14 protein-coding genes and 1 riboswitch are annotated in these 14481 nt (G+C 70.8%); of the genes, 7 read left to right on the forward strand and 7 right to left on the reverse strand.

Going from position 1 to position 14481, the window contains the following annotated elements; genetic code table 11:
• The 3 genes from cobU to ACZLZY_RS03475 form a co-directional block, all read right to left on the reverse strand.
• Window positions 1-606, reverse strand: a complete 606-nt coding sequence (cobU, locus tag ACZLZY_RS03465) for a bifunctional adenosylcobinamide kinase/adenosylcobinamide-phosphate guanylyltransferase (protein WP_496253519.1) — start codon at window positions 604-606, stop codon at window positions 1-3.
• The gene (locus ACZLZY_RS03470) at window positions 603-1355 is read right to left on the reverse strand and encodes a CbtA family protein (RefSeq protein WP_472932052.1); all 753 of its coding nucleotides are present in this window, start codon (window positions 1353-1355) and stop codon (window positions 603-605) included. Before ACZLZY_RS03470 ends, cobU begins: the two co-directional genes overlap by 4 nt.
• Window positions 1356-1579: 224 nt before the next feature.
• A complete protein-coding gene (locus tag ACZLZY_RS03475) occupies window positions 1580-1774 on the reverse strand; it encodes a CbtB domain-containing protein (protein WP_472932053.1) in 195 nt (64 codons plus the stop codon).
• 32 nt (window positions 1775-1806) lie between these two features.
• Window positions 1807-2056: riboswitch (cobalamin riboswitch) on the reverse strand.
• 116 nt (window positions 2057-2172) lie between these two features.
• Between ACZLZY_RS03475 and ACZLZY_RS03480 the strand changes: the two genes are divergently transcribed.
• Window positions 2173-3018 (forward strand): SDR family NAD(P)-dependent oxidoreductase, encoded by an 846-nt coding sequence (locus tag ACZLZY_RS03480; RefSeq protein ID WP_472932054.1) that lies wholly within the window; start codon window positions 2173-2175, stop codon window positions 3016-3018.
• 6 nt (window positions 3019-3024) lie between these two features.
• On the opposite strand, the gene ACZLZY_RS03485 is transcribed toward ACZLZY_RS03480, so the two are convergent.
• Window positions 3025-4536: a cobyric acid synthase gene (locus tag ACZLZY_RS03485; protein WP_472932055.1), complete on the reverse strand. Its 1512-nt coding sequence runs from the start codon at window positions 4534-4536 to the stop codon at window positions 3025-3027.
• Window positions 4533-5276: a TSUP family transporter gene (locus ACZLZY_RS03490; protein WP_472932056.1), complete on the reverse strand. Its 744-nt coding sequence runs from the start codon at window positions 5274-5276 to the stop codon at window positions 4533-4535. Before ACZLZY_RS03490 ends, ACZLZY_RS03485 begins: the two co-directional genes overlap by 4 nt.
• Before the next feature lie 489 nt (window positions 5277-5765).
• Between ACZLZY_RS03490 and ACZLZY_RS03495 the strand changes: the two genes are divergently transcribed.
• Genes ACZLZY_RS03495 through cobM form a run of 6 tightly spaced genes read left to right on the forward strand, consistent with a single transcriptional unit; the run spans window position 5766 to window position 12477 of the window.
• Entirely contained in the window at window positions 5766-6929 is a 1164-nt protein-coding gene (locus ACZLZY_RS03495) for a sirohydrochlorin chelatase (protein ID WP_472932384.1), read from the forward strand.
• Window positions 6926-7564, forward strand: a complete 639-nt coding sequence (locus ACZLZY_RS03500; protein WP_472932386.1) for a precorrin-8X methylmutase — start codon at window positions 6926-6928, stop codon at window positions 7562-7564. The genes ACZLZY_RS03495 and ACZLZY_RS03500 overlap by 4 nt, the downstream gene beginning before the upstream one ends.
• Window positions 7561-8901: a precorrin-6y C5,15-methyltransferase (decarboxylating) subunit CbiE gene (gene cbiE / locus ACZLZY_RS03505; protein ID WP_472932057.1), complete on the forward strand. Its 1341-nt coding sequence runs from the start codon at window positions 7561-7563 to the stop codon at window positions 8899-8901. The genes ACZLZY_RS03500 and cbiE overlap by 4 nt, the downstream gene beginning before the upstream one ends.
• Window positions 8898-9626 carry a precorrin-2 C(20)-methyltransferase gene (gene cobI / locus ACZLZY_RS03510; protein WP_472932058.1) on the forward strand — a complete coding sequence of 243 codons (729 nt, stop codon included), beginning with the start codon at window positions 8898-8900 and terminating at the stop codon, window positions 9624-9626. The genes cbiE and cobI overlap by 4 nt, the downstream gene beginning before the upstream one ends.
• The gene (cobJ, locus tag ACZLZY_RS03515) at window positions 9623-11656 is read left to right on the forward strand and encodes a precorrin-3B C(17)-methyltransferase (protein WP_472932059.1); all 2034 of its coding nucleotides are present in this window, start codon (window positions 9623-9625) and stop codon (window positions 11654-11656) included. Before cobI ends, cobJ begins: the two co-directional genes overlap by 4 nt.
• Window positions 11653-12477 carry a precorrin-4 C(11)-methyltransferase gene (gene cobM, locus ACZLZY_RS03520; RefSeq protein WP_472932060.1) on the forward strand — a complete coding sequence of 275 codons (825 nt, stop codon included), beginning with the start codon at window positions 11653-11655 and terminating at the stop codon, window positions 12475-12477. The genes cobJ and cobM overlap by 4 nt, the downstream gene beginning before the upstream one ends.
• Here cobM and ACZLZY_RS03525 read toward each other — a convergent pair.
• Together ACZLZY_RS03525 and ACZLZY_RS03530 are read right to left on the reverse strand one after the other, a co-directional pair.
• Window positions 12474-13262: a cobalt-precorrin-6A reductase gene (locus ACZLZY_RS03525; RefSeq protein ID WP_472932061.1), complete on the reverse strand. Its 789-nt coding sequence runs from the start codon at window positions 13260-13262 to the stop codon at window positions 12474-12476. The two genes, cobM and ACZLZY_RS03525, sit on opposite strands and share 4 nt — an antisense overlap.
• Complete coding sequence (locus ACZLZY_RS03530) at window positions 13255-14436, reverse strand: cobalt-precorrin-5B (C(1))-methyltransferase (RefSeq protein WP_472932062.1); 1182 nt, start codon at window positions 14434-14436, stop codon at window positions 13255-13257. Before ACZLZY_RS03530 ends, ACZLZY_RS03525 begins: the two co-directional genes overlap by 8 nt.
• Window positions 14437-14481: the final 45 nt, after the last annotated feature.

Here is a 14481-nt window from a genome sequence, read left to right on the forward strand (position 1 = left end):
CTATCCCTTCAAGGTCAGCGGCAGGCCCGCGGCGACGAACAGCACGCGGTCGGCAATTTCGGCGATGGATTGGTGCAGGCGGCCGGCATGGTCGCGGAACTCGCGCGCCATCGCATTGTCCGGCACGATGCCGAGGCCGACCTCGTTGGAGACGAGGACGACTGGCCCCTTCAGGCCGTCTTCGAGGATGGCGACGAGGTTGTCTGATTCACGTGAAACATTGCGCCCCTCGAGCATCAGGTTGGTGATCCAGAGCGTCAGGCAGTCGACCAGCACGGCGGTATCCTGGGCAGCATGTGCGACGAGGGCGGGCGCCAGTTCCAGCGGCACGTCGACGGAGAACCATTCCGGTCCGCGGCGCTCCCGGTGGTCGGCGATCCGCGTTTCCATCTCGCCGTCGAAGGCGCGGCCGGTGGCGAGGTAGACCGCCCGCCGCCCCGACCCCAGCACCATCCTCTCGGCCAGCCGGCTCTTGCCCGAGCGCGCGCCGCCGAGGACGAGCGTCGCGCCCGCTGCGAGCGTCGTGCCGGGTGCGGGTGTCGTGCCTGGCGAGAGTGTCGCGCCCGATGGCGGAGGCGCGACCGCGCCTGTCTCGCGGCCGGTCATGCCAGCGCGTGCCGGGCCGGCCGTCCCTCGCGCAGGCGGTCGAAGGCGTAGCCCGACAGCGCGGCGAGGATCAGCCAGAAGGCGGCCGCGGTGACGAGCGAGGCGACGGCGAACTCGGCCGCCAGCATCGGCGGCACCGGGCTCTCGAGAGCGGCGGGCCGCGGCGCGCCGTAGAGATGCGGCGCGATGAGCGCGACGCCGCCGAGCGCTTTCGCCCAAATTTCGCCGCGCAGCGCCAGCGCATAGACGCCGCCGGCGGCGAGGATCACGGTCGCCAGCCACCACATCTGCCGGGCGAAGAGATCGGCCGCCGGCATGGCCGGGAGTTCCGGCGGAAGGCTGAGCGCTGGCGCCAGCGAGAGGATGCAGAAGCCGGCAGCGCCCCAGAGCGCACTGTTGCGGACGGTGACCGCGCGGTCGAGGATGAGGCTGGCGGCGGCGAGGATCAGCGCGAAGCCCGCGCCGGTGACGAGGTTGGCGAGGACGGTGTTGAACAGCCGGCTGTCGGTCAGCGGCGGCGCCTCAGCCGCCTCCTGCGCGTCAGCCGGGGCGACGGCGGCATGGTCGTGGGGCGCGGCCGCGTCATGGCTGTGCGGCGCCGCCGTTTCGGCATGGGAGTGCCCACCTTCGCCCTCGAAGGTCTCGGCGTGAACGATCAACGGCACGATGCGGGCGTACTGGACAGGGGTGATCAGCAGTCCGGCGAGAAGGCCGGCGCCGAGCGCGGCGAGGAGAAAACGCGTGATCATGATAGCCTTTCGGCGGCCGCACCGGCGCTGCCTCACGGCAGGATCGCGGATGGGCCGATAGACGGAACGACACGACGACAGCCCAAGAGAGCCTGTCGAAACGACACGAGGCGAACGCCGGGCCGTCAGCACTGCAGGGCAGCGCGGCACGGAGTCCGGGCGTCTTAGGGAAGTTCGGGAGAGGGCGCGGTCAGGCCGACCGCGGCGTCTCCGTCAGCCCGCCATCAATGGCAAGGAAAGCCGAAGCCGTGCCGGGTGTCGTGGGCGGTGTCGTGCAGCGTCTGCGAATGGGCAAAGCCCACGCCGAAGATGAAGAAGGCGCCGAGGCCGAGGGCGAATAGGCCTGCAACAATCCTTGTTGCCGTCGAAGGCACGACTGCAGTGTCGATTGCAGTGCCGAGCGTCTGGGTGGAATTCATCAGGTCAACCTCCGTGAAGGCCGCGAGGGCGCAGCCTTTTCCATGAGATGGCAGGTCTCCTGGCTCACGGGTCACCGGCCTTCTCCTGCCTTCCCAGAGCAAAGCTCCAGTGGCGTTTCCATCCTGTCTTGGCGCACCAAGAACAGGACGGTGGAGAGGCCTCGCCGCTCTACAGTCGCGGGGTCGGCTGCGATACGGACCCCCTGTTTGGGTCGATCCTTCGCATTCCCTCTTAGCCCGAAACGCAACGTGCGCCGCGGGACCATCCGGGGCGGAGGATAGACGGCCGGGGGGGCGGGGGCAATGGCCGTTGGCGCTCTGCTGTCGCTATGCCCGCGCCATCGACCTTTGCCGCTTTCCGGCTATCTCCCGTGGCACTGACGCAACGGGAGCCCTCGATGACCCATCCCCTGATCTCATCCGGCCATGCCGCCTTCATCACCGGCGGGGCCGCCGGCATCGGCTTGGCGCTCGCCCGCCGGTTCGCCCGCGCCGGCATGCGCGTCTGCATCGTCGACCGGGACGAGGCGGCGCTGAAAGCTGCGATGGCCGAGCTCCAGGGGCTGGCCGGCGGCGAGGCGGACATGATCATCGCCGCCGCCAGCGACGTCGCCGACCGCGAGGCGATGGAGGCGCTGGCGGAAATGGTGTTCGGCCGCTGGGGCGCGGTCCACGTTCTTGTCAACAATGCCGGCATCCAGCCGGGCAGCGGCATCCTCGGAACAAGGGAGGCCTGGGACGCGGTGCTCTCGGTCAATCTCGGCGGGGTGATCAACGGCGTCCAGGTCTTCGTGCCGCGGATGATCGCGGGCGGCGAGGCCGGCCTCGTCATCAACACCGGCTCCAAGCAAGGCATCACCACGCCGCCGGGCGACCCCGCCTACAACGTCTCGAAGGCCGGCGTGAAGGTGCTGACCGAGGCGCTGCAGCACGAGTTCCGCAACCTCGAGGGCAGCCAGCTGTCGGCGCATCTCCTGATCCCCGGCTTCGTCTTCACCGGCCTCACCGCCAAGGGCCGCAGCGAGAAGCCGGACGGCGCCTGGACGGCAGACCAGACCGCCGATTTCGCGCTGGAACGGATCGTGGCGGGCGACTTCTACATCCTCTGCCCCGATGGCGAGGTGACGCGCGAGATGGACGAGAAGCGCATCCGCTGGGCCGCCGGCGACATCGCTGAAAACCGCCCGCCGTTGAGCCGTTGGCATCCCGACTGGGCGGAGAAGTTCAAGGCCTCGAAGGGCTGAGGCTGGCTACCCCCGTGCGATCGCCAGCAGCGCTTCGACGTCCAGCACCCGCTCCAAATCCGCGGCAATCGCGTCCAGCGCGTCTTCGACGCCTTGCCGATCATCGCGCAGGTCCGCTGCGAGCCCGAGGTCGGCGAGGAGGCGGCGGCGGAAGGCGTCGGCGCTGAAAAGGCCGTGGAGATAGGTGCCGGTGATCCGGCCGTCGGCGCTGGTCGCGCCGGTCGGGCGGCCATCGACGAGGGCGGAGGGGCGGGCGCAATCCGGTCCATCGGTGCGGCCGAGATGGATTTCGTAGCCGTCGAGCGGCGCGCCCTCGGGGGTCGTCGCCGATGTCGCGCGGACGGTCTTTTCCGGCGCCATCACCGTGGCGACGTCGAGGAGGCCGAGACCTTCCGCCTCGCGCACCGGGCCCTCGATCCCTTCGGGGTCGCTGACGGTGCGGCCGAGCATTTGGTAGCCGCCGCAGAGGCCGACGACCCGGCCGCCGCGGGCGGCATGGGCGGCGAGATCGCGGTCCCAGCCTGCGGCTCGGAAGGCGGCGAGGTCGGCGATGGTGGATTTCGAGCCGGGAATGACGATGAGGGCGGCGTCGCCGGGCAGGCTTTCGCCGGGGCGGACGAAGACGAGGTCGACGCCCGGCTCGGCCCGCAAGGGGTCGAGATCATCGAAATTGGCGATCCGGCCGAGCACCGGCACCGCCACCAACAGCCCACCGGTGCGCGGGCGGGACAGGCGCTCCAGCGCGACGGAATCCTCGGCCGGCAGCCGCGCGGCGGCCTTCAGCCAAGGCACGACGCCGAGCGACGGCCAGCCGGTGAAGCGCGTGACGGCGGCAAGGCCGTCGTCGAACAGCGAGACGTCGCCGCGGAACTTGTTGATGAGGAAGCCGCGGATCATCGCCCGGTCTTCTGGCGGAAGGATCACGTGCGTGCCGACCAGCGAGGCGATGACGCCGCCGCGGTCGATGTCGCCGACGAGCACCACGGGCACGTTCGCGGCGGTGGCAAAGCCCATATTGGCGATGTCGCCGGCGCGCAGGTTGATCTCGCCCGGCGAGCCGGCGCCCTCGACGATGACGAGGTCGGCGCCCTCGCAGACGTGGTTGAAACTCTCCAGCACCTTCGACAGCAGTGCCGGCTTCAGCCGCTGGTAGTCGCGCCCCTTCGCCGCGCCGAAGACGCGGCCCTGCACGACGATCTGGCTGCCGGTCTCCGATTGCGGTTTCAGGAGCACGGGGTTCATGTGCACGGTGGGTTCGGTGCCGCAGGCCAGTGCCTGCAGCCATTGCGCTCGGCCGATCTCGCCGTATTCAGCGCGACCCGAAGCGTCGTTGCTCGCCGTGCTGCCGGGGATGACGGCGACGGCGGCATTGTTCGACATGTTCTGCGGCTTGAACGGCCGGACGACCAGCCCGCGGCGGGTGAACAGCCGGCAGAGGCCGGCGACGAGCACGGTCTTGCCGACGTCCGAGCCGGTGCCTTGCAGCATGAGGGTGGCGGGGCGCGGCGTCCGGCTCATGACAGCAGCAGCTTGGTGGCCAGTGCCAGGCACACCACCACCAGCAGCGGCCGGATGAGTTTTGCGCCGAAGCGCATGGCAAAGCCGGAGCCGATCCGCGCGCCAAGGAACTGTGCGGCGCCCATGGCGAGCCCGAGCTTCCAGAGGATCACCCCGGAGAAGGCGAAGACGGCGAAGCCGCCGAGGTTGGAGGCGAAGTTCAGGAGCTTCGTGTGCGCCGTCGCCCGCAAGACGCCGTAGCCGGCGAGCGTGACGAAGGCGAGCATGAAGAACGAGCCGGTGCCGGGGCCGAACAGCCCGTCATAGAAGCCGACGATCGGCACGATCAGGCCGGTGAAGAAGGCTGGCGACACCCGCCGCTCCGCATCCTTGTCCGACAGGCCGGGCTTGAAGGCGAAGTAGAGCGCGATGGCGATGAGGAGGTAGGGGAGGAGCGTTTCGAGGACGTCGGTCGGCAGCACCAGCGCCGCGAGCCCCCCGACCACCGCGCCGGCGAAGGACAGAACCGCCGCCGGGGCGAGTTTCTTCAAATCGACATGGCCCTTGGCGGCATAGGAGATCGACGCCGAGCCGGAGCCGAACAGGCCCTGCAGCTTGTTGGTGCCGAGCGCCGTCAGCGGATCGACGCCCGAGAGCAGCAGCGTCGGAATGGTGATCAGCCCGCCGCCACCGGCGATCGAATCGACGAAGCCGGCGATGAAGGCAGCGAAGACGAGGAGGGCGAAGGTTTCGGCGAGCATGCGGGGGGCTTTCGGGGCGCCGGGGGCGTGGGGTGGCACGGTCGGTTTGACGGTTCAGAGGCCCGCGCTTCCGTCGTCATCCTCGGGGCCATGGCCCCGGGGACCCATGCCGCGACGCCATCGCGGCCGGTCCGGGTCAGAAGGACCGAATGTCTGCCGTACCGACTTCGTTCGACGATTTCGGCATGGGTCCCCGGGACTGGCGTCCCGAGGATGACGACGTTTGACGACAGCGCGGACTTTTCGGCGTCCAGGATGGCTTCCGCGTTCGTATCCTTCCCTCCTCACAAAGCCAACTTGATTTGACGTCCCGACCGCCGTGCTGTTTACCTCGGCGCGCCTGACGGTGCCCGGAAGACCCGGGCTGAGAGAGATTCCGGTGCGGCCGACCCAAACAGGGGGCCAGGACGGAGCTGTCGGATCGGTTCGCGTGGGGGCTCCCCGCGCGTCTCCTCCGGCGTTGAGAGGAGTGCGCGTGTGAAAGCCCTGATGATGTGCGGCCATGGCAGCCGCGATGCCGCCGCGATGACCGAATTTGCCGGCCTCACCACCAAGATGCGCGCGCGCCTGCCCGACTGGGCAATCGAATACGGCTATCTTGAATTTGCCAAGCCGATCATCCGCGAGGGGCTGGACGCGCTGCGCCAGCGGGGCGCGAAAGAGGTTCTGGCGCTGCCGGGCATGCTGTTTGCCGCGGGCCACGCCAAGAACGACATCCCCTCGGTGCTGAACACCTATGCCAAGGCGAACGGCCTCGACATCACCTATGGCCGCGAGCTCGGCATCGACCCGAAGATGATCCGCGCCGCCGGCGAGCGCATCCGCGAGGCGCTGCGCGGCACCGGCTGGCGCGACGGCGAGCCGCTGCACGACACCATGCTGATGGTCGTCGGCCGCGGCGCCTCGGACCCCGACGCCAATTCCAACGTCGCCAAGGTCATGCGGATGCTCTGGGAAGGGCTCGGCTTTGGCTGGGGCGAGACCTGCTATTCCGGCGTCACCTTCCCGCTGGTGCAGCCGGGCCTCGATCACGCCGCCCGGCTCGGCTACAAGAAGATCGTTGTCTTCCCGTATTTCCTCTTCACCGGCGTCCTGGTGCGGCGGATCTATGACCAGACCGACCTCGTCGCCGCCCGCCATCCCGGCATCGAGTTCGTCAAGGCGCCCTATCTCGGCGCGCACGACCTCGTCGTCGAGACCTTCGTCGATCGCCTCAGGGAGATCCTCGAGGGCACCAACAACATGAACTGCCAGATGTGCAAGTACCGCGAGCAGGTGCTGGGCTTCGAGGCCGAGGTCGGCCTGCCGCAGGAGAGCCACCACCACCACGTCGAGGGCGTCGGCTCCTCGGCCGACTGCACGCTCTGCGACATGACCTGCACCGGCGCCTGCCGCGCCGCCGCCATCGCCGCCATCGGCACCAACCCCGCCACCGCCGCCCCGCCGCCGCCCGAGCCGCATGCGCACGGACACGGGCACAGCCATAGCCATGATCACGGGCATGATTACGCACACGGCCACGATCACGCGCATGGCCATGACCATTCCCATGCCGCCGGACATGCTCACGGGCCGACGGGGCATGACCACGTCCACCACCCCTATCCCCAGGCCGACCACCCGCTCGGGCCGAAGTCTCTGGTCCGGGGCTGATGGACTACCTCAAGGATCCCGCGGCGATCTATGCGGCGAGTTTTGCGGCGATCCGGGCGGAGGTCGATCTCGACGGCGTGCCGGAGGAGGCGCATGACCTCGCGATCCGGCTGGTGCATGCCTGCGGGATGACGGATCTCGTGGGCGATCTCGTGGTCTCGCCGGGCGCGGTCGCTGCGGGCCGGGCGGCGCTGGCGGCGGGGCGGGCAATTCTCTGCGACTCCGAGATGGTGGCGCATGGGATCATCCGGCGGACGCTGAGCGCCCGCAACAAGGTGGTTTGCCGGCTTAACGATGACGGCGTGCTGCCGCTGGCGCAGGAGAAGGCGACGACGCGCTCGGCCGCGCAAGTCGACTTCTGGGACTGGGACCTCGATGGCGCCGTGGTGGCGATCGGTAATGCGCCGACGGCGCTGTTCCGCCTGCTCGAGCGGCTGGACGAGGGCGCGCCGCGCCCGGCGCTGATCCTCGGCCTGCCCGTCGGCTTCGTCGGCGCGGCGGAATCGAAGGCCGAGCTGATCCGCGACAGCCGCGGCATTCCTTACGTGACCGTGACCGGCCGGCGCGGCGGCAGCGCGCTGGCGGCCGCGGCCGTGAACGCGCTCGCCGCGGGCCTTGGCGGCGGCGTCGCATGACGGGAATGTCTGTTCCGCACGTTCCGTCCGTTCTGCATGAGGGCGACGCCCTGGCATCCTACGCCTTGCCGTGGCTGACGGTGATCGGCATCGGCGACGGCGGCCTTGCGACGCTGTCGCCGGAGGCGCGCGCGGTGCTGAACGGCGCGACGCTGGTGATCGGCGGCGCAAGGCATCTCGCGATGCTGGACGGCCCGCAGGAGACGCTGGCCTGGCGCTCGCCCTTCCGGGAGACGCTCGCCGATATCGCCGCGCGGCGGGGCTTGCCGACGGTGATCCTCGCGACGGGCGACCCCTTCTGGTTTGGCGTCGCCGCGACGCTCGCGGACGTCTATCGCCCCGACGAGATGCGCGTGCTGCCGACCGCTTCCGCCTTCCAGCTCGCCGCCGCCCGCCTCGGCTGGCCGCTGCAGGCGGTGGAGACGGTGAGCATTCACGGCCTGCCGCTCGCTGGCCTCCACCGGCACGTCCTGCCCGGCGCCCGGCTGCTGGTGCTGTCGGACAATGCCGGCTCGGCGGCCGAGGTGGCCGGCCTCCTGTGCGCGCGCGGCTATGGGCCGAGCCGGGTGACCGTGCTTGAGCATCTGGGCGGCCCCGCCGAGCGCATCCGCCAGGATCGCGCCGACGGTTTTGCGCTGGATGGCGTCGCCTCGCTGAACATCATCGCCATCGACTGCATCGCCGAGGCCGGCGCGCCATTGCTGCCAACGGTGGCGGGACTGCCGGACGACGCCTTCCAGCACGACGGCAAGATGACCAAGCGCGTCGCCCGTGCGGTGGCGCTGTCGGCGCTGGCGCCGTTTCCCGGCGCGGTGCTCTGGGATGTCGGTGCCGGCAGCGGGTCGATCGCGGTGGAATGGATGCGCGCCGCCCGGCGCACCCGGGCCGTCGCCTTCGAGCCGCTGGAGGCGCGAAGGGCGATGATCGCCGGCAATGCCGAGTCGCTCGGCGCGCCGGGGATCGAGATCGTCGGCGGCAAGGCGCCCGCGGTGTTCGCTGACGTCGATGGGGCGCCCGATGCGGTGTTCATCGGCGGCGGGCTGTCGGACGGGGTGTTCGAGCCGGCCTTCGCGCGGCTGAAGCCCGGCGGGCGGATGGTGGCGCATGCCGTGACGCTGGAATCCGAGCGGCTGCTGATCGACCTGCACGCCCGGCTCGGCGGCGAGCTGATCCGCCTCTCGGTCGACCGCGCCGAACCCGTCGGGCCGTTCCGCGGCTGGCGGCCGGCCATGCCGGTGGTGCACTGGGCGCTCGTCAAGGCAAGCGAGGCGACGCTGCCGGACAGCGAGCCGGGAAGAACGGGGGGCACACACCCGGCCCCGGCGCGGGCACCATGAGCGGCACGCTCTACGGTCTCGGCGTCGGCCCCGGCGATCCCGAGCTGATCACGCTGAAGGCGCTGCGCATCCTCCGCGCCGCCCCGGTGATCGCCTATCCCGCACCCGACACCGGGCCGAGCTTCGCGCGGCAGATCGTCGAGGGCCATCTCCCCGGTGGGCAGGAGGAGATCGCCATCGTCATCCCGATGCGGGTCGAGCGCTTTCCCGGCCAGGCGACCTACGACGCGGCCGCGGAAGCGATCGGTGCGCGACTCGCCGCGGGGAAGGACGTTGCCGTGCTCTGCGAGGGCGATCCATTCTTCTACGGCTCGTTCATGTACCTGTTCGAGCGGCTGGCGCCGCGCCATCCGACCGAGATCGTGCCCGGCATCTCCTCGGTGATGGCCGCCTCCGCCGCGCTCCGCCGGCCGCTCGCCGCGCGCAACGACGTGCTGACGGTCATTCCGGGACCGCTGCCGGACGCGGAGATCGCGGCGCGGATCGATGCTGCCGAGGGCTTTGCCATCCTGAAGCTCGGCCGGCATTTTCCGCGGGTGCGGGCGCTGGTCGGCAGCCTCGGGCTGACGGAGGCCTGCTGGTATCTCGAGCGCGTCTCGCTGGCGCAGCAACAGGTCCTGCCGCTCGGCGCGGCGCCCGCGGACGCCCCGTATTTCTCGATGATCCTCGGCTATACCGGCCGCGAGCCGGCGATCTCGGCCAATCCTGCAGGGAGAGTTTCGTGACCCCCGCCATCCTCGTCCTCTCCGCTGCTGCCCTGCCGCTGGCCGAGCGCATCCGCACCGCCCTCGGCGGCGAGATCCACGGCGCGACGGCCCGGGTCACTTCCGCCGATATCAGCTTTTCCGATGCCGGCGCGCATCTGCGCGGCCTTTTCGCCGCCGGCCGGCCGATCGTCACCGTCATGGCGGCCGGCGCGGTGATCCGCCTCCTTGCGCCCGTCCTCGGCGACAAGCGGGACGAGCCGCCGGTGCTGTCGGTCGCCGAGGACGGCTCGGTCGTCGTGCCGCTGCTCGGCGGCCATCACGGCGCCAACGATCTCGCGCGGACGCTGGCTTCGGCGCTCGGGGGCGTGGCCGCCGTGACGACGGCGGGTGACCTCCGCTTTGGCGTCGCGCTCGACGCGCCACCGGCAGGCTACCGCCTCGACCCCGCCTGCGACGCCAAGCGCGCCATGGCCGAACTCGTCGCGGGCGCCGGCGCCCGGCTGGAGGGCAAAGCGGCCTGGCTGGAGGCGTCGCGCTTGCCGTTTGCTGCCGATGTGGTCGATGCCGGCGCGGGAACTGCCGCTGGCACCGTCACGCTCGTCATCTCCGAGGCCGCTCGCGCGCCGCTGCCGCTCGAACTCCTCTACCGCCCGGCGACGCTGGCGCTCGGCATCGGCGCCGAGCGCCATGCCCCGGCCGAGGAGGTAATCGCGCTGGCCGAGGCGGTGCTCGCCGAAGCCGGTGTCTCGCCGTTGTCGCTGGCAGGGGTGTTCTCGCTCGACCTCAAGGCGGACGAGGCGGCAGTGCACGCCGTCGCCGCGCATTTCGCCGTGCCCGTGCGCTTCTTCGATGCCGCGACGCTGGAGGAGGAGGCGCCGCGGCTCGCGACACCGTCCGAGATCGTCTTCGCCGAGACCGGTTGTCACGGCGTCGCCGAGGGCGCGGCGCTCGCGGCCGCCGGGTCAGAGGGCCGGCTGCTGGTCGCCAAGCGCAAGGCAAAACGCAGCACCGCCGCCCTCGCGCAGGCGCCGCTTCCTATCGACATGGCGGCGAGCGGCCAGGCGCGCGGCACGCTCTACGTCGTCGGCATCGGGCCGGGCGGAACGGAATGGCGTTCGCCGGAGGTCAGCCGCATGGTGGCGAGCTCCACCGACCTCGTCGGCTACTCGCTCTATCTTGACCTCCTCGGGCCGCTGGCCGAGGGCAAGGTCCGACACGATTTCGACCTCGGCGCCGAGGAAAAACGGGTGCGCCACGCGATGGAACTCGCCGGCGCGGGTCGCACCGTCGCGCTCGTCTGCTCCGGGGATGCCGGCATCTACGCGATGGCGACGCTGGTCTTCGAGCTCCTCGACACGAAAGGCGTCAGCCCGGCCGCCGGCCGCATCGAGATCGCCGTGTCGCCCGGCATCTCGGCGCTGCAGGCCGCCGCCGCCCGCGCCGGCGCGCCGCTCGGCCACGACTTCTGCACCATCTCGCTGTCGGACCTCCTCACCCCCTGGGCCGACATCCAGCGTCGGATCCAGGCGGCCGCGGAGGGCGATTTCGTCATCGCCTTCTACAACCCCGTCTCCAAGCGCCGTCGCACCCAGCTCGCCTTCGCCCGCGAGCGCCTGCTCGAAAACCGGCCGGCCGATACGCCGGTGATCCTCGCGACCAATCTCGGCCGCGCGGGCGAGACGGTGCGCATCGTTCCGCTCGCCGCACTCGACATCGACGACGTCGACATGCTGACCGTGGTCATCGTCGGCTCCTCCGAGACGCGGGTGGTGGAGACGGGCGACGGCCGGCGCTGGGCGTTCACGCCGCGCGGCTATTCCGGGAAGGCGGGGACGGGGATGCGATCGTCCGCCGACGCTGCGATCTCCCCCCTTGAGGGGAAGATGCCTGGCAAAGCAGAGGGGGGTGCCCGAGGTGCCCATTCGTCCAGCCCGGCCATTTCAGACCTCAGCGGCAGTTCGCCCCCCTCTGGCCTGCCGGCCATCTCCCCCTCGAGGGGGGAGATCATCACTCCGCCATCCGCGCTCGATCGAAAGTCCTTGGCATGACCGTCCACTTCATCGGCGCCGGGCCTGGCGCGCCGGATCTCATCACCGTGCGGGGCTTGCGGCTGATCGAGGCTTGTCCGGTCTGCCTTTATGCCGGCTCGCTGGTGCCGGAGGCGGTCGTCGCGGCGGCGCCAGAGGGGGCGCGGGTGCTGGATACCGCGCCCATGACGCTCGACGAGATCATCGCCGAGATGGTCGCGGCAGACGGGAAGGGGCTCGACGTCGCGCGCGTGCATTCCGGCGATCCCTCGCTCTACGGCGCCACCGCCGAGCAGATGCGGCGGCTGAAGGCGCTGGGAATTGCGTATGACGTGACGCCGGGCGTGCCGGCCTTTGCCGCGGCTGCCGCGGCGCTGGCGACCGAGCTGACCGTGCCGGAGGTGTGCCAGACGGTGATCCTGACGCGCACGGCGATGAAGTCCTCGTCCATGCCGGCCGGCGAGGAGCTTTCGACGCTCGGCCAGAGCGGCGCGACGCTCGCCATCCACCTGTCGATCCGCAACATCCCGCACATCCAGCGCGAGCTGGAGCCGCTGGAAAAATACGGCCCGGACTGCCCGGCGATCATCGCCTACCGCGTCGGCTGGCCGGACGAGGCGTTCATCAAGGGCACGCTGTCGACGATCCAGGCCCAGGCGCGTGCGGCCAAGCTGACGCGCACCGCGCTGATCTTCGTCGGACGGGCGCTGGGGGCGACCGATTTCATCGATTCCAAGCTCTACGACGCGGCGCATGTGCATGTGCTCCGGCCGAAGCGGAAAGCCACGGCGGCGGCTGGAGGTTCTGACATGGTCGATGGACAGTCCGATGCCGAGGTTTAGAGCGGCCAAGCAGCTTTCGGGCGGAAGACGGCATTTCCGGTGTCTTCTAGCGTGAGGCCAGCGAGCCAGGCCATCGCGCCGTCGACGTCGGCCGCGTGCGGCGGCGCGGGCGCGGCGGCGCGCTGGATCATCACCACGGGGAGACCGAGATTGCGGGCCGCTTCGACCTTGGCATATGAGGCGGCGCCGCCGGAGTTGCGGCAGACAACATGGGTGATGCCGAACCGCTGCAGCATGTCCGCCTCCGCGCGCCAGTCGGGCGAAGGCTTGCCGACGATCACCTCGGCGGGAAACGGCAGGTCGGCGGGCGCGTCGACCATGCGCAGCACGGGGCTGAGGTCTGGCCGCGCCGCGAACGGCGCCAGATGCTGCCGGCCGAGCGCCAGGAGCGGCCGGGCGTTCGCGGGCAAGGCGTCACGCGCGGATGCGAGGCAGTCGGCCGTCGTCCAGCGGTCGCCGGGAACCGGCTCCCATTCCGGTCGCACCAGCGCCAGGCGCGCGATGCCAGCGATGCCTGCGGCCTTTTCGGCGTTGCGCGACATGCCGATGGCGAAAGGGTGCGTCGCGTCGACGAGCCGGGTGACGCGCTCTGCCGCGAGATATGCCGCGAGCCCCTCGGCGCCGCCGAAACCGCCGATGCGCAGTTCGCCGGCGGGCACGACCGGCAGCTTGGTGCGGCCGGCGAGCGAGACGATCAGTCGGTCCGCGCCGCGCTCGGCCGCGATGCGGGCGGCGAGGCTCAGCGATTCCGCCGTGCCGCCGAGGACGAGAATGGTGTCAGGCACGCGCGACCACCTGGCCCGCGCGGTCGACGACGATCACCTCGGCGTCCACCGCGGCGCCGCGCAGCGTGTCGGTGACGGTGGCGAGGGCGGCCGTGGCAACGGCGGCGGCAAGGTCGATGCCGGCGGCACGGCAGAGGTCGAGCACCGCCTTGGCGGTGTTGGCATTGAGGATGCCGGCCTGGAGGGCTTTGCCGTGGTCGGGGTCGAGCCGTTGGACGAGCGCATTGAGGAAGGCGAAGTCGACCTGGCTGCGGCCGGAGTGAAGGTCCAGCGCGCCCGCGGCAAGTTTTGTCAGCTTGGCGAAGCCGCCGGCGATGGTGACGCGCGGCACCGGATGGACGCGCAGGTATTTCAGGAGCCCGCCGGCGAAATCGCCCATGTCGAGGAAGGCGATCTCCGGCAGGCCGGGATAGAGCGCGCGGGCCGCGTCCTCGCTGGACGAGCCGGTGGCACCGACGACGTGGCCGAGGCCGGCGGCGCGGGCGACGTCGATGCCGCGGTGGATGGAGTGGATCCAGGCCGAGCAGGAGAACGGGTGGACGATCCCGGTCGTGCCGAGGATCGACAGGCCGCCGACGATGCCGAGCCGCGGGTTCCAGGTCTTTTCCGCGAGCGCGGCGCCGTTGGTGACCGCAATCTCGATCGCGACGTCAGCGGGGCGGCCGTGTTCGGTGCAGAGTTCCTCGACGACCGCCCGCATCAGAGCGCGGGGCACCGGGTTGATCGCCGGCTCGCCCGGCGGGATCGGCAGGCCTTCCAGCGTCACCATGCCGACGCCCTCGCCGGCGTGGAAGGTGATCCCGGAATCCGGCTTACCAAACCGGATCCGCGCGATGATTTCGGCGAGATGCGTGACGTCGGGATCGTCGCCGGCATCCTTGATGATGGTCGCCATCGCCATGCCGTTGCCGAGCGACTGGCGGGCGAGGGTGAAGCCTGGCGTCTCGCCCTTCGGCAGGCGGATCTCGACCGGGTCGGGAAAATCGCCGGTGAGGAGCGCGGTCAGTGCCGCCTTGGTCGCCGCGGTGGCGCAGGCGCCCGTCGTCCAGCCGCGCCGCAGCGCCGGAGCCTCGGTGCCGCCCGTCGGGGCCTCGGCACGGCGTCCCGGGGCGTCGCGTCGGGCGATGTCCGGCGCTGGGGCAGTGTCCGGTCGTTGGGGAGTGTCCGGCGCCATGTCCGGCTTATACGGTGTCCGGCGGTCCGGCGAAAGCTTTGGGAG

The organism is Mesocryomonas lacus (assembly GCF_055730135.2).

Bases quoted from the DNA above. Each gene is read 5' to 3' on its own strand.
- ACZLZY_RS03480 (WP_472932054.1), top strand. From the start codon at position 2,173: ATGACCCATCCCCTGATCTCATCCGGCCATGCCGCCTTCATCACCGGC.
- ACZLZY_RS03470 (WP_472932052.1), bottom strand. From the start codon at position 1,355: ATGATCACGCGTTTTCTCCTCGCCGCGCTCGGCGCCGGCCTTCTCGCC.
- ACZLZY_RS03490 (WP_472932056.1), bottom strand. From the start codon at position 5,276: ATGCTCGCCGAAACCTTCGCCCTCCTCGTCTTCGCTGCCTTCATCGCC.
- cobM (WP_472932060.1), top strand. From the start codon at position 11,653: ATGACCGTCCACTTCATCGGCGCCGGGCCTGGCGCGCCGGATCTCATC.
- cobI (WP_472932058.1), top strand. From the start codon at position 8,898: ATGAGCGGCACGCTCTACGGTCTCGGCGTCGGCCCCGGCGATCCCGAG.
- ACZLZY_RS03495 (WP_472932384.1), top strand. From the start codon at position 5,766: ATGATGTGCGGCCATGGCAGCCGCGATGCCGCCGCGATGACCGAATTT.
- cobU (WP_496253519.1), bottom strand. From the start codon at position 606: ATGACCGGCCGCGAGACAGGCGCGGTCGCGCCTCCGCCATCGGGCGCG.
- ACZLZY_RS03475 (WP_472932053.1), bottom strand. From the start codon at position 1,774: ATGAATTCCACCCAGACGCTCGGCACTGCAATCGACACTGCAGTCGTG.
- ACZLZY_RS03485 (WP_472932055.1), bottom strand. From the start codon at position 4,536: ATGAGCCGGACGCCGCGCCCCGCCACCCTCATGCTGCAAGGCACCGGC.
- ACZLZY_RS03530 (WP_472932062.1), bottom strand. From the start codon at position 14,436: ATGGCGCCGGACACTCCCCAACGACCGGACACTGCCCCAGCGCCGGAC.
- cbiE (WP_472932057.1), top strand. From the start codon at position 7,561: ATGACGGGAATGTCTGTTCCGCACGTTCCGTCCGTTCTGCATGAGGGC.